Annotated in this window: 15 protein-coding genes and 1 pseudogene; 9 read left to right on the top strand and 7 right to left on the bottom strand. The window is 69.5% G+C overall.

The features are described from left to right. The first annotated feature begins 153 nt into the window (after nucleotides 1-153). Nucleotides 154-1,695, top strand: a complete 1,542-nt coding sequence (locus OG956_RS17735) for a YibE/F family protein (RefSeq protein ID WP_443065682.1) — start codon at nucleotides 154-156, stop codon at nucleotides 1,693-1,695. Between the two features lie 122 nt (nucleotides 1,696-1,817). Here OG956_RS17735 and OG956_RS17730 read toward each other — a convergent pair whose 3' ends face one another. The 4 genes from OG956_RS17730 to OG956_RS17715 form a co-directional block, all read right to left on the bottom strand. Beyond that, a complete protein-coding gene (locus OG956_RS17730; protein WP_330338945.1) occupies nucleotides 1,818-2,255 on the bottom strand; it encodes an SsgA family sporulation/cell division regulator in 438 nt (145 codons plus the stop codon). Between the two features lie 100 nt (nucleotides 2,256-2,355). Next, complete coding sequence (locus OG956_RS17725) at nucleotides 2,356-3,270, bottom strand: IclR family transcriptional regulator (RefSeq protein ID WP_443065573.1); 915 nt, start codon at nucleotides 3,268-3,270, stop codon at nucleotides 2,356-2,358. 220 nt (nucleotides 3,271-3,490) lie between these two features. Then, the gene (locus OG956_RS17720; protein ID WP_330338944.1) at nucleotides 3,491-3,703 is read right to left on the bottom strand and encodes a DUF5326 family protein; all 213 of its coding nucleotides are present in this window, start codon (nucleotides 3,701-3,703) and stop codon (nucleotides 3,491-3,493) included. A 165-nt stretch (nucleotides 3,704-3,868) separates the two neighbouring features. Next, nucleotides 3,869-4,186 carry a cupin domain-containing protein gene (locus OG956_RS17715; protein ID WP_330338943.1) on the bottom strand — a complete coding sequence of 106 codons (318 nt, stop codon included), beginning with the start codon at nucleotides 4,184-4,186 and terminating at the stop codon, nucleotides 3,869-3,871. Between the two features lie 59 nt (nucleotides 4,187-4,245). Here OG956_RS17715 and OG956_RS17710 point away from each other — a divergent pair, with 59 nt between their 5' ends. The 5 genes from OG956_RS17710 (at nucleotide 4,246) to OG956_RS17690 (ending at nucleotide 7,959) form a co-directional block, all read left to right on the top strand. Beyond that, nucleotides 4,246-4,623 (top strand): phage holin family protein, encoded by a 378-nt coding sequence (locus tag OG956_RS17710; RefSeq protein ID WP_330338942.1) that lies wholly within the window; start codon nucleotides 4,246-4,248, stop codon nucleotides 4,621-4,623. 7 nt (nucleotides 4,624-4,630) lie between these two features. Further along, nucleotides 4,631-5,122, top strand: a complete 492-nt coding sequence (locus OG956_RS17705) for a low molecular weight protein-tyrosine-phosphatase (RefSeq protein ID WP_330338941.1) — start codon at nucleotides 4,631-4,633, stop codon at nucleotides 5,120-5,122. Further along, nucleotides 5,119-6,267: a cystathionine gamma-lyase gene (locus OG956_RS17700; RefSeq protein ID WP_330338940.1), complete on the top strand. Its 1,149-nt coding sequence runs from the start codon at nucleotides 5,119-5,121 to the stop codon at nucleotides 6,265-6,267. Before OG956_RS17705 ends, OG956_RS17700 begins: the two co-directional genes overlap by 4 nt. Nucleotides 6,268-6,483: 216 nt before the next feature. After that, nucleotides 6,484-7,389: a LysR family transcriptional regulator gene (locus OG956_RS17695; RefSeq protein WP_330338939.1), complete on the top strand. Its 906-nt coding sequence runs from the start codon at nucleotides 6,484-6,486 to the stop codon at nucleotides 7,387-7,389. A gap of 87 nt (nucleotides 7,390-7,476) precedes the next feature. Next, nucleotides 7,477-7,959: an NUDIX hydrolase gene (locus tag OG956_RS17690; RefSeq protein WP_330338938.1), complete on the top strand. Its 483-nt coding sequence runs from the start codon at nucleotides 7,477-7,479 to the stop codon at nucleotides 7,957-7,959. A gap of 5 nt (nucleotides 7,960-7,964) precedes the next feature. Here the strand turns inward: OG956_RS17690 and OG956_RS17685 are convergent. Beyond that, nucleotides 7,965-9,038 (bottom strand): annotated as a pseudogene (locus tag OG956_RS17685) (globin domain-containing protein). A 296-nt stretch (nucleotides 9,039-9,334) separates the two neighbouring features. Between OG956_RS17685 and OG956_RS17680 the strand changes: the two are divergent. Continuing rightward, the gene (locus OG956_RS17680) at nucleotides 9,335-10,201 is read left to right on the top strand and encodes a GNAT family N-acetyltransferase (RefSeq protein WP_330338937.1); all 867 of its coding nucleotides are present in this window, start codon (nucleotides 9,335-9,337) and stop codon (nucleotides 10,199-10,201) included. 72 nt (nucleotides 10,202-10,273) lie between these two features. On the opposite strand, the gene OG956_RS17675 is transcribed toward OG956_RS17680, so the two are convergent. Together OG956_RS17675 and OG956_RS17670 are read right to left on the bottom strand one after the other, a co-directional pair. After that, a complete protein-coding gene (locus OG956_RS17675; RefSeq protein WP_330338936.1) occupies nucleotides 10,274-10,693 on the bottom strand; it encodes a GlcG/HbpS family heme-binding protein in 420 nt (139 codons plus the stop codon). A gap of 113 nt (nucleotides 10,694-10,806) precedes the next feature. After that, nucleotides 10,807-12,015 carry an MFS transporter gene (locus OG956_RS17670; protein WP_330338935.1) on the bottom strand — a complete coding sequence of 403 codons (1,209 nt, stop codon included), beginning with the start codon at nucleotides 12,013-12,015 and terminating at the stop codon, nucleotides 10,807-10,809. A 143-nt stretch (nucleotides 12,016-12,158) separates the two neighbouring features. Here OG956_RS17670 and OG956_RS17665 point away from each other — a divergent pair, with 143 nt between their 5' ends. Continuing rightward, a complete protein-coding gene (locus tag OG956_RS17665; RefSeq protein ID WP_330338934.1) occupies nucleotides 12,159-12,617 on the top strand; it encodes a MarR family winged helix-turn-helix transcriptional regulator in 459 nt (152 codons plus the stop codon). A 9-nt stretch (nucleotides 12,618-12,626) separates the two neighbouring features. Further along, nucleotides 12,627-13,079, top strand: a complete 453-nt coding sequence (locus tag OG956_RS17660) for a GNAT family N-acetyltransferase (protein WP_330338933.1) — start codon at nucleotides 12,627-12,629, stop codon at nucleotides 13,077-13,079. The last annotated feature ends 26 nt before the right edge of the window (nucleotides 13,080-13,105 follow it).

Here is a 13,105-nt window from a genome sequence, read left to right as displayed (position 1 = left end):
CACGTGAAACATCGCGTGTACGGAGGTCAGCGCCCTCTCAGCCCGGTGCTCCGAGCTCCCGCGTGTGCAAAGGTGCCTCCACGCTAGCGTCATCTGTGGCGCGATGAACAGTGGGCCCCCTGCCGTTCTTGCAATGATCGGGCGGTGACCAGCATGGAGCAGTACCCGTACCGACCGCCCGAGCCACCGCGCCCAGGCGGTCCAGGACGGCACGAGGACCACATGCCCGACGGCCACGTACCCGACGGCCATGGGTACGGCGGCCATGAGTACGACGGCCGTACCGCCGGCACCGGGAACTCCAGCGCTGACCAGGTGCCCGGCCATCGCCAGGGTCACGCGCACCGTGTCGAGCACGGAAGCGGGCATGGCCAGGAACAGGGGCACGCTCACGGGCACGGGCACAGTCACAGCCATGGGCCCGCCGCCCCCGTCTCCCAGCACCTGCGCAAGGTCATCGCCGCGATCCTGATCCCGTTCACAGCGGCGGTCGCGGTCGGCGTGCTGGTGCTCTGGCCCGGGGGTGCCCCACCGCACAAGCGCACCGGCGTCGGCTTCGACCGCGAGACACAACAGGCCACGGTCACCAGGGTCGTCGAGGTGAGCTGCCGATCGGTCAACGCCTCCGGGGACACCCCGACGGGAGACACCTCCACGGCCGAGGGCACCTCGGCGCAGCAACAGGCGAAGGGCATCTGCAAGAAGGCGACCGTCCGGGTCGACACCGGCAAGGACAAGGGCCGTACGTTCACCGAGATCGTCCAGCCGGACCAGACCCGCCAGCTGCATCAGGGCGAGAAGGTGGTGGTCGCCTACGAGCCCTCGGCACCGAGAGACCTGCAGTACTCGGTGGCGGATGTGAACCGGCAGTTCCCCATGACTCTGCTCGCCGCGATCTTCGCCCTCGCCGTCGTGGTCGTCGGCAGGCTGCGCGGGGTGATGGCGCTCGTCGCGCTGGCCGTGAGCTTCCTGGTGCTGACCCTGTTCATCCTGCCCGCGATCCTCCAGGGCTCGAACCCGCTGCTCGTGGCGGTGGTCGGGGCGAGCGCCATCATGCTGATCGCCCTGTACATGTGCCACGGCCTGTCGGCCCGGACGTCCGTCGCGGTGCTCGGCACGCTGGTCTCCCTGTCGCTGATCGGCGTGCTCGGCTCCCTGTTCATCGGCTGGGCCGCGCTGACCGGCAACACGGACGACAACACCGGCCTGATCCACGGTCTGTATCCGTCGATCGACATGAGCGGTCTGCTGCTGGCCGGCGTCATCATCGGTTCGCTCGGTGTGCTGGACGACGTCACCGTGACCCAGACGTCGGCCGTATGGGAACTGCACGAGGCCAACCCCTCGATGGGCTGGCGCGGGCTGTACCGGGCGGGCATCCGCATCGGCCGCGACCACATCGCGTCCGTGGTCAACACCCTCGTCCTCGCCTACGCCGGTGCCGCGCTGCCGTTGCTGCTGCTGTTCTCGATCGCGCAGAGCAGCGTCGGAACGGTGGCCGACAGCGAGCTGGTGGCCGAGGAGATCGTGCGCACGCTGGTGGGCTCCATCGGCCTGGTCGCGTCGGTCCCGGTCACCACCGCGCTGGCCGCCCTGGTGGTCGCGGCCGACCGTCCCGGCCCGGACACCCCGGCACCGGCCGGGGTGTCGCCCGTTCCCGCGCGGGGAGGGCGGGGACGACGCCGGAAGCGGTGAGGAGGTGACTCCGCGTTGGGTGCCTCCTTGTCGGCCAAGGCCGCGCCACAGCCGCGCAGAAGCGTTCCTGCACTGTCCCATGCGGCATGGCGTGGCACTCCGGCCTCCGCCGCCGTAACGCTTCAGCCGGCGCTTTGCTCCTCGGCCAGGATGCGGTCCAGGGCCTCTTCCAGATGGGCGTCGAAGTCGGCCAGCGCACCCTCCTGACCGAGCGGCACGAGCTTGTCGGTGCGGTCCAGGAAGGCCACGAGCGGCGGCGCCGAGGAGCGGAACAGGGCCTGGTCGCCCCCCACCTGAAGCCGGATCAGCACTTCGCCCAGCACCTCGGCGTCGGCCGGAGCGATGTGCACATCCCCTTCCCCACAGGGCCTGCCGACGCCGTCGATCAGCAGCTCGCGCCCGAAGGCCCAGGTCACCGGGGCATCGCCGGGCAGATGGAAGGTGAGCCGCACGGCGTAGGGATCACAGGTCTCGTAGCGCAACTCCACCGGAATGCGGAAGGAGAGCTCCTCCGACACGAGAAAGCTCATCATGACTTCTGCCTGTACGGAATCGCGCATCGTCTACCCCGTCGTATGGACATCGACTGGCCGGGTTTGATTCCTCCGACCGTGGTCAAATCTTGCTGAACGTGCACAGCAGATCACAAGGAGTAAGTTTTCAGATACTGATAGAGAGCGTGAGCGTCCCCAGATGCCGCCCGATCTCCGTCTGCAGCCGACGAGCCGCGGGCAACAGCCGGTCGGCCTGGTGGGAGGGAAGCGACATCGCCATCGTGGCCACGGTCGCACCGACCGTGATGGGGACCGCCGCGCAGATCGTCCCGAGCGCGTACTCCTGGCGCTCCACCACCGGCTCCATGCGGGGCGTCCGGGCCAGCAGCCGCAACAGGGCGTCGTTGTCGCGCACGGTGTACGGCGTGATGGACGTCACGGGATAACGGGAGAGGTGATCGCGGCGGGCGTCCTCGTCCAGCTGGGAGAGCAGGCACTTCCCGATGGCGTGCGCATGGCCGGTCTCACGGAAGTCGGCCCATTCCTCGACCGCCGGCGCCTCGGGGGAGTCGGAGACGCACATGACGTCGATCTCGCCGTCCCGGTACATCGCGTAGTACACGGGCACACCGATCGAATCTCGCCAGTGCGCAAGCGTGTCCGCCACCGCGCTGCGACGTTTCTGCTGTGCCCCGCTGCTGCCCAGCCGTTCGGCCGCCTCACCGAGGAAGAAGAGCCCCTTCTCGCGGCGCAGATAGCCCTCGTGCACCAGCGTGCGCAGAAGGTGGTACGTCGTCGGGAGGGCGAGGCCGGTCTCGCGGGCGAGTTGTTTGGCAGGGGCACCGTACGTGTGCGCGGCGACGGTCTCCAGCAGGCGCATGGCGCGCTGGACGGATCCGATGAGCGTCGCGGTGGGCGGAGGGCCGGAGTCGGCGTCGGGGTGCGGCGGCCCTGAGACGTCCGGGGGGTGCGGCTGTTCGGGGACCGCGACGGACGGCGACCGCTGGGCGGGGGGTGCGCAGGGGCGCGACGGAGTGGAGGGTGCGTGCGGTTCCGCCAGTGCGGTGTCGACCGTGGCCAAGGATCACTCCCGGGAGCGCGAGGGGGCAGCCCGTGCGGGGAAGGAGCACGGAGGGGATCTGCGCCGCCCGCAGGGCCGGACCCCGCGGGGTTCCGGACTCTAATCGTCCGCCGCCGCACCCGGACGGCCTCCGCGGGAAACTTCCCTCGCCCGAGGGAAACCGGTGTTCAGCTTGCCGGGACCGGTGGTGCCGTGGCCAGGCCACCGGTGCCCGGTGCCGTCACCAGTCGCTGCGTGACGAGGAGTTCGACATGAACTTCCGTACGACGTAGATGAGTCCGGCGACCAGGGCGACGAACACCAGCGCCTTGAACAACAGGCCGATCACGATGCCGAGCACTGTCATTATCAGGCTGCCGAACACGACCAGGGCGATGACCGGCACCGCGACCCACTTCACCCACCACGGCAGTCCCGCGAAGATCTCTCGCATCGCCCTCGTCCTTTGCCTTCTCGTATGTCCGCGTGCCGCACGTCCTGTTTCCCTGTACGGCTTCGATGTTCTGCACTCGATGCTAGGGCCGGCAGGGGTCCCGCGGTGGCCTCGCGCCCCTTGTCCTCCCCTGATCCGTCCCCTAGGGAATCCCGGGGTCCAGGCTCACGCCTCGGGCGGAGAGAAGACGACGAGAACCCTCAGGTCCTCGCTGATGTGGTGGAACCTGTGGGCGACGCCGGCCGGCACGTACACCACGCTGCCGCGCGCGACCTCGGTCGTCTCCGGTCCCACCGTGATCGACGCCCGGCCGCTGACGACGAAGTACACCTCGTCCTGGTTGTGCGGCTTCTGCGGGTCGCGCTCGCCCGCGTTCAGGGCGTACAGGCCGACGGACATGTTCCGCTCGCGCAGGAACTGAAGGTAGGCACCCTCGTTGGCGGCGCGCTCCGCCTCCAGTTCGTCCAGCCGGAATGCCTTCATCGCCGCTGCCGACCTCGTCTCACTGCTCGGTTCCGATCAGGTCTGCCACGATCAGACACATGAAGAATTTCGTAGTCAAGACGATCGCCAACGCGGGCGCCCTGGCGGTCGCCGTGTGGCTGCTGGACAAGATCACTCTCACGGGTGACAGCACCGCCAGGAAGGCGGGCACACTGATCGTCGTCGCGCTGGTCTTCGGGCTGGTGAACTGGCTGGTCAAGCCGATCGTGAAGGTGCTCACCTTCCCGTTGTTCGTCCTGACCCTGGGCCTGATCACCCTGGTCGTCAACGCGCTGATGCTGCTGCTGACGTCCTGGGTGTGCGGCAAGCTCGACCTGAGTTTCCACGTGCAGGGCTTCTGGACGGCCGTCCTCGGCGGCCTGATCGTCTCCGTGGTCTCCTGGGCGCTGCACGTCGTCCTGCCCGACGAGGACTGAGGCAGCCATGGCCTACCGTGTCTGTTTCGTGTGCACCGGCAACATCTGCCGCTCCCCGATGGCCGAGATCGTCTTCCGCGCGCGCGTGGCCGAGGCCGGACTCGAGGACCGGGTGGTGGTCGACAGCGCCGGAACCGGCGGCTGGCACGAGGGCGAGCCGGCCGACCCGCGGACCGTGTCGATCCTCCAGGAGCACGGCTACACCTGCGAGCACATCGCGCGGCAGTTCCAGCCGTCGTGGTTCTCCCGGCTCGACCTCGTGGTCGCCCTCGACACCGGTCATCTCAAGGCCCTGCGCCGACTCGCGCCCACCGAGGAGGACGCGCGCAAGGTCCGGCTGCTGCGCTCCTACGACCCCGCCGCCGGTGACGACCTGGAGGTGCCGGATCCGTACTACGGCCACCGGGACGGCTTCGAGGAGTGTCTTGAGATGGTGGAAGCGGCGAGCACCGGTCTGCTCGCCGCCGTACGCGAGCAGCTGGAAGGAAGAGCGGCATGAGCGACGCCACCCGGGCCGGGAGTCGTACCGGCGACGGCACGCGCGCGGTGCGCGCCGGACTGCCCGAACCGGTCAAGCACGAGCCGACCCTGCCCGGACCGGTGTTCGCGGCGCACTTCCACCTGCCCGGCGAGGCGACGGGACCGTACCTGTACGGCCGGGACGAGAACCCGACCTGGACGCTGCTGGAACGGGCGATCGGCGAGCTGGAGGCGCCCGGGCGGGACGACGTCGAGACGCTGGTCTTCGCCTCGGGCATGGCCGCGATCTCCTCCGTGCTGTTCTCCCAGCTGCGTGCCGGGGACGCGGTCGTGCTGCCCTCCGACGGCTATCAGGTGCTGCCGCTGGTCCGCGCCCAGCTGGAGGCGTACGGCGTCGAGGTGCGCACCGCCCCCACCGCGGGCGATGCCCAGCTCGACGTCCTCGACGGCGCCCGGCTGCTGTGGATCGAGTCCCCGTCGAACCCGGGGCTCGACGTGTGCGACATCCGGCGGCTGGCGGCGGCGGCCCATGCGCAGGGCGCCCTGGTGGCCGTCGACAACACGCTCGCCACCCCGCTCGGGCAGCGCCCGCTGGAGCTGGGCGCCGACTTCTCCGTGGCCAGCGGCACCAAGCAGCTCACCGGCCACGGTGACGTGCTGCTGGGCTATGTCGCCGGCCGCGATGCCGAGGCGATGGCCGCCGTACGGCGCTGGCGGAAGATCGTCGGGGCGATCGCGGGGCCCATGGAGGCCTGGCTGGCGCACCGCTCCATCGCCACGCTCCAGTTGCGCGTCGACCGGCAGAACGCCACCGCCCTCGCGGTGGCCGAGGCCCTCAAGCAGCGGCCGGAGGTGTCCGGCCTGCGCTATCCCGGGCTGTCCGACGACCCCTCGCACAAGATCGCCTCACAGCAGATGCGCCGCTACGGCTGCGTGGTCTCCTTCACGCTGCCCACACGCGCGCGTGCCGAGCGTTTTCTGCAGGCGCTGCGTCTGGTGGAGGACGCGACGAGCTTCGGCGGGGTGCGGTCCACGGCCGAGCGGCGCCGACGCTGGGGTGGGGACGCGGTCCCAGAAGGCTTCATCCGCATGTCCGTCGGCGCCGAGGACCCCGAGGACCTGATCGCCGACCTGTTGCGGGCCTTGGACGAGTCCGCCGAGTGAGCACATGGCCGTCCGGCCGACGACGCGCACGACGGTCCGAGCCTCCCCCCTCGTGGCTCGGACCGTCTTCGGCTCCTGCGCGCGAAGAACCGTGCGACCAAGGCTAGTTGACTCTCAGTCAGTGTCCAATCACGCTAGCGACAGAGACCTATCGACATATTTATAGTTGAGGCCTGCCTGGGCCGGAGGAGGGCAGGGATAGGGGAGGGGCACGCCATGGACCTGGCCTTGCTGCGCACCTTCGTCACTGTGCACCGGGCCGGCTCCTTCACCCGCGCCGCCGCCCTGCTCGGCCTCTCCCAGCCGGCCGTCACCTCGCAGATCCGCACACTGGAGCGGCAGCTGGGCAAGCCCCTCTTCCTGCGTCAGGCGCGCGGGGTCACGCCGACGACCATCGGCGACGAACTCGCACACAAGGCCGCGCCCCATCTCGACGCCCTGGTGGAGATAGCCGAGAGCGGTCTGGACGACGAGTCCTCGCTCAGGACCCTGCACCTCGCCGGCCCGCCCGAGTTCACTGCCGAACGTGCCCTGCCCGCTCTGACGGAGCTGACCGGAGACGACGGCCAGCCCTTCGCTCTGCGCGCCTCCTTCGGCACGGCGGAGGAGACGCTGGAGGGACTGGCCGCCGGACATCACGATCTGGCCATCAGCACGGCGCGTCCGCGCGGCGCTCTGCTCACCGCGACTCCGCTCTGCGACGAGGAACACGTGCTGGTCGCCGCACCGCGCTGGGTGGACCGGATCGGGGCGGAGGCGCTGCGTCTGAAGGGAGCGCCCGCGCTGGAGGATCTACCGGTCGTCGAGGTCCATGAGTCGCTGCCCTTCGTCTCGCGCTACTGGGCCTCCGTCTTCGATTCCCGTCCGGCGACCTCGGGCACGATCATCGTTCCGGATCTACGCGCGGTGCTCGCCTGCACGATCGCGGGCGCCGGGATCGCGGTGCTGCCCCGCTATCTGTGCGCCGCGGCCCTCGATGACGGCACGGTGACGACGCTGCACGATCCGCCAGTGCCGCCGCTGCGCACGTACTTCCTGGTGGTACGCACCGGCACCCTTGCCATGCCTCATATAGCGCGGGCCCACGAATGGCTTCAGCAGGCTGCCGCGGGCTGGTGCTGAGACCTGACGAGACGGCCTGCACATGCGGCAACCCCTGGTGACCCAGTGCGATGTTTCACGTGGAACCAGCCGGGCCACATTTCTCCCATGACCGTCCGACCCGTGGTCAAGCGCACCGCCCGTGCCATTCTCCTCGACGGTGACGACCTGATCTTGATCAAGCGCACCAAGCCGGGCGTCGATCCCTACTGGGTCACTCCCGGTGGCGGAGTCGAACCCGAGGACTCAACCGTTGTGGACGCCCTGCACCGGGAGGTGTCCGAAGAACTCGGCGCCAAGATCACCGATGTGGTTCCGTGCTTCGTGGACACCGTCGAGCACATCGGTGAGGACGGCGGTGCCACCGGTGTGAAAGTGCAGCACTTCTTCGTCTGCCGGCTGGAGTCCATGGACCCGGCCCGGCGGCACGGCCCCGAGGTGGACGAGCCCGCCGGTGAGTACGAGATCGTCCGCGTACCCTTCACCCGCGTCGGCATCGCCTCCGTCCATCTGGTCCCGCTGTCGCTGCGCCACTACCTGGACGGCAACATCGAGGGAGTACGTGCCATGCACGCCCCCGACCTCGGTTAGCGCATTCAGGTCCCGAGCAGTTCCTCCACGGCGTCGTGCCGTATGCGGCTCGGCGGAATGCCGATGTCCCGGAGCGCGTGGATGCCGCTGCGGATCATTCCGGGCGGGCCCGAGAGATAGGCATCGTGCTCCTTCCAAGGCCCACAGGCCCGCAGTGCGTCAGGGAGCTGGATGCGGGCCTGCTCGTCGACGACCGTGTGGACCGACAGCCAGGGGTGGCTCTGCTGGAGCCGAAGCATGGTGTCGATGTCGTAGAGGTCGTGCTGAGTGCGTGCGCCGTAGAACACCTCGACAGGCCTGCGCACCCCGCGCTGGGCGACGTCCTCGACCAGGGCCTTGACAGGCGCGATGCCGGTGCCGCCACCCAGGTCGGTTGTGTGGTCGACCGTCATGGAACCGGTCGGCGGTCCGAGGCGTATGACGTCTCCGGGGCGGGCGCGGTGCACCAGCGCGTTGGACACCCACCCGGCCGGTACGGCCTTCACGTGGAACGTCAGCAGGCCGTCCGAGCGGGGCGGCGAAGCGAAGGAGTAGTGCCGTCACACGCGCGGCCACCAGGGTGTCTCCACGCTCGTGTACTGCCCGGCGAGGAAGGGGTAGGGCTGGTCCGGGCGCACGGTGAGCACGGCGACATCGGGAGTCCTGAGGTCGTGCGCGACGATCTCCGCATGCCACCACGCCGGGGACCGCAGTTCCTCCGCCGCCGCTGCGTCGATCATGACCTGGGACATCGTCCGGTACGCCCGCACCCAGGCCGCTTCCGTCGCCGGGCTCCAGACGGTGGCTGCATACGTGCTCAGCGCGTCGATCAGGCATTCACCAAGAACCGGGTAGTGCTCGGCCTGCGTCCCGTACTTGCGGTGTCCGCGGCCCAGGTTCTGCAGGTAGTCGACGAGAACCGGGGTGTTGTCCAGGTGCTCTGCCGTGGTGAGAAGCGCCTTCAGCAGGCGCTCCCGCTGCAGATCCATCGCGGGCGGGAACAGCGCCCGCAGTTCGGGATGGCGGACGAAGAGCAGCGCGTAGAAGTACGAGGTGACCTGGTCGGCGATCGGGCTGATCTCGGCCAAGGTGCGGCGTATGAGCCGGTCGCATACCCGGAAACGCCGCTCGCACGCTCTGCGTCCCGCTGGCTGCCTGCCCTGCTAGCGGCCCGCGCGGGACCTGTGCACCACCGTCCCGGACGTGAACCGGAGTCGACCCTGCCGGCGGAGGTCGCGCACACCCGTCCCTCGCCAGGCCGACGGCAGCCGAAGTTTCACGTGAAACACGTACTGCTGTCCACGAGCTGTGCAGAGGACCACGGCATGACCAAAAGACGGTGTGTCTGCAGGGAAACCGCTGGACGTCGCGGCGCCGGTCAGACAGCCTGACCTGCGTGTCGACTCCTTCCCTCGCTGCTCTGCCCATCCGCCGACTGACGCTTCGCGATCTCACCGCATGCGCCGACTTGTCCGAGAACCGGGGGTGGCAGCGCGAGGAACACAAGTGGGGTTTCCTCCTCACTGCCGGGAAGGGATACGGGATCGACGATCCTTCGGGCGGTCTCGTGGCCGCATGCGTGGTCACGGAGTACGGTCCACCGGAGCGCCCGGATCTCGGTGCCGTCGGCATGGTTCTGGTAGCCGAACGCCATGCTCGTCAGGGTGTCGGCCGCCGCTTGATGCGCCATGTCGTGGCCACCATGGGGACCACTCCCCTCACCCTGCACGCGACATCGAACGGCCGGCCTCTGTACGAGGAGCTGGGTTTCAAGGTGACGGGCCGGGCGGAGATGCTGGTGGGCCATTTCACTCCGGGCGGCCCGGAGTCCGGCGTATCCACCCGCGCCGCCACCGCGGAGGATCTCCCCGCGATCCTGCGTCTCGACGAGGAGGTCTTCGGCGCGGACCGCACTCCCCTGATCACCCGGCTTCCTGCCTTCGCCGACCAGTTGCGGGTGGCCGAGGAGGACGGCCGCATCACCGGCTACACGGCGGCATGGCCCAACATGGACACCCATGTCATCGGCCCGCTGGTCGCCCAGGACACGGAAACGGCGAAGGCACTGATCGGCTCGCTGGCGGCGGGCACGGACCGCCCCCTGCGCACCGACATCGACGTGCGCCATGAGGAGCTGCTGGCCTGGGCGAAGGCGCGAGGACTCGCCTCCGTGGCCTTCAACGCCGTCATGACATACGGGATCACACAACTCCCGGGGGACTGGACCCGCCGCTTCGCACCCCTCACCGTGGCCGCGGGCTGAGTCCCCGCACGACGAACGCCGGCCCCGCCGCTTGGTGCGGCGGGGCCGGCGTCGTGTCCGTGGGCTCGTGGCTCAGGCGAGCGCCTGGACGGCCGTGACGGCGAAGCCGTGGTCCTGCTCCGGAGCACCGCCGCCGACGCCGACCGCGCCGATCAGCCGGCCGTCCCGGTGGACGGGCACCCCGCCGGCGATGAACAGCAGCGGCCGGTCGAGGGCCGTGGGCAGCGTGTGGAACAGCCCGCCCGGCTGCACCGCCTCGACCAGGTCGGCGGTGGGAGCGTTCAGCTGGAGGGCCGTGTACGCCTTACGGGTGCTGGTCTCGCCGGAGATCAGCACGGCCCGGTCGTCCCGGCGGAAGGCCAGCAGATGGCCGCCGGCGTCCAGGACGGTGACGCTGACGGCGACCCCGGCGTCCTCCGCCGCGCGGCGGGCTGTGGCGACGAGCAGTTCGGCGTCCTCGATGGACAGCGGGGCGACGACGGTGGTGCTCATGGAGGTTTGCTCCTCGGGTGTTCATGAGAGGGGGGTGTTCGCCGTACCGGGGATGATCCCCGGCACGGAGGTCTGTGAGAGGTGCCCGGTCAGGCGCTCGATGCTGCGACGGCTCAGTGGTGGACCGGCGTCTGCTGCCCGGTGGGTGTGGCGGAGGCGATCACGGTGCTGCGGGCGCCGTCGCGGCGTTCGAGTGCCGCCGACAGAAAGGCGAGGACCAGGGCGGCCGCCGCGAGGGCGGCACCCACCCAGTTGGGCGCCGTGTAGCCGAAGCCGGCCGCGATCACGATGCCGCCGAGCCAGGCGGACAGGGCATTGCCGAGGTTGAAGGCGCCGATGTTCACGGCCGACGCGAGCGTCGGGGCGCCGTGCGCCTGGTCGAGCACGCGCTTCTGCAGCGGCGGTACGGTCGCGAAGCCCAGGGCGCCGATCAGGGCGATGGTGACGGCCGCCGCGATCTTGCTGTGGGCGGTGAGTGTGAAGAGCGCCAGGACAAGGGCCAGAGCGCCCAGGGATACGTACAGCATCGGCATCAGGGCGCGGTCGGCGAACCGGCCGCCGACGAGGTTGCCGCCGACCATGCCGAGGCCGAACAGGACCAGGAGCCAGGTCACCGAGCCGTCGGCGAAGCCCGCGATGTGGGTCATCATCGGCGCGATGTAGGTGATGGCCGCAAAGACGCCGCCGAAGCCGAGGACGGTCATCGCCATGGCGAGCAGGACCTGGGCGTTCTTGAAGGCGGCCAGCTCGTGCCGCAGGTGCACTCCCTCGGGCCTCGGCATCTCGGGCACCAGCTTGGCGATGCCGGTGAGGCCGACGACCCCGAGGGCAGCCACGATCCCGAAGGTGACGCGCCAGCCGACGTGCTGGCCGATGAGCGTGCCCAGCGGGACGCCGACGACATTGGCGACGGTCAGGCCGGTGAACATCATGGCGATGGCGCCGGCCTTCTTGTGCGGTGCCACCAGTTCGGCCGCGACGACCGACCCGATACCGAAGAAGGCTCCGTGCGCGAGGGAGGCGATCACGCGTCCGATCAGCATGATCGCGAAAACGGGGGCCACCGCGGAGAGCAGGTTGCCGGCGATGAACAGTCCCATCAGCAGCATCAGCATGCGCTTGCGGGAGACCTTGGTGCCGAGCACGGTCATCAGCGGGGCGCCGACGACCACACCGAGCGCGTAGCCCGTCACCAGCAGGCCCGCCGTGGGGATGGAGACCCCGAAGTCGCCCGCGACCTGAGGCAGCAAGCCCATGATCACGAACTCGGTCGTTCCAATTCCGAAGGCCCCGATCGCGAGGGCCAGGAGCGCGAGAGGCATGGAGGGGTACACCTTCCCAGACGATTGCATGTGCGCTTTTCGTGCGTTCACAATAGTTGCAGACGCGGGATATATGCAAGCGCGGGCAATTGCGGCACTGCTCTACCCTTGATGCAGCCGCTCCGGGACGGAGGAGAACACCAATGACGGCGACGGATCCCGCGCTCACCGCCCTCGCACAGGGCTGGTGCGCCCTGTCTGCGCTGCACGGGAGGATCGAGGCGCACATCGAGCGCGCCCTGCAGGCGAAGCACGACCTGAGCGTGCGCGAGTACTCACTGCTGGATGTACTGAGCCGCCAGCACGACGGCGAGGGCGGGCATCTCCAGATGAAGCAGGTCGCCGACGCGGTCGTCCTCAGTCAGAGCGCCACCACCCGCCTGGTGACCCGACTGGAGGACCGCGGCCTGCTGGAGCGCTATCTGTGCCCCACCGACCGGCGCGGCATCTACACCAATGTCACCGAGGCGGGGCTGCGGCTCCTCGAGGAGGCGCGGCCCACCAATGACGCCGCCCTGCGCGAGGCCTTGGACGAGGCCTCCCGGAACCCCGAACTGGCCCCGCTGGTACGGGTGGTGGAGTCGCTGAACGCACCGGCATAGGGTGCGCCCATGGGAGATCTTGAAATACGGCGTGCGACCGGCGACGACCTTCCGGCGATCGTCGCGATGCTCGCCGACGACCCGCTCGGCGCCAAGCGCGAGTCCCCCGACGACATGACTCCGTACCGGGCCGCGCTGGAACGCCTGGAAGCCGATCCGAACCAGCATCTCGTCGTCGCCGTCCGCGACGGCCGTGTGATCGGAACTCTCCAGCTCACGATCGTTCCGGGCCTCTCGCACCGGGGTGCCACCCGCGCCCTCATCGAGGCCGTGCGCATCCACGCGGACGAGCGGGGCAGCGGGCTGGGGGCTCAGCTGATCGAGTGGGCGATCGAGACCTCGCGCCGGCTCGAATGCCGGATGGTGCAGCTCACGTCCGACAAGACGCGCACCGACGCCCACCGCTTCTACGAACGGCTTGGCTTCAGCGCCTCACACGAGGGCTTCAAGCTGCGGCTCTGACGGCACCGGCGAACCCGAAAGCGCAG

The organism is Streptomyces sp. NBC_00557 (assembly GCF_036345995.1).
In the GTDB taxonomy this organism is placed as follows: Bacteria; Actinomycetota; Actinomycetes; order Streptomycetales; family Streptomycetaceae; genus Streptomyces.
The sequence above is the reverse complement of the archived record's forward strand: the minus strand, read 5'-3'. Positions and strand labels throughout refer to the sequence as shown.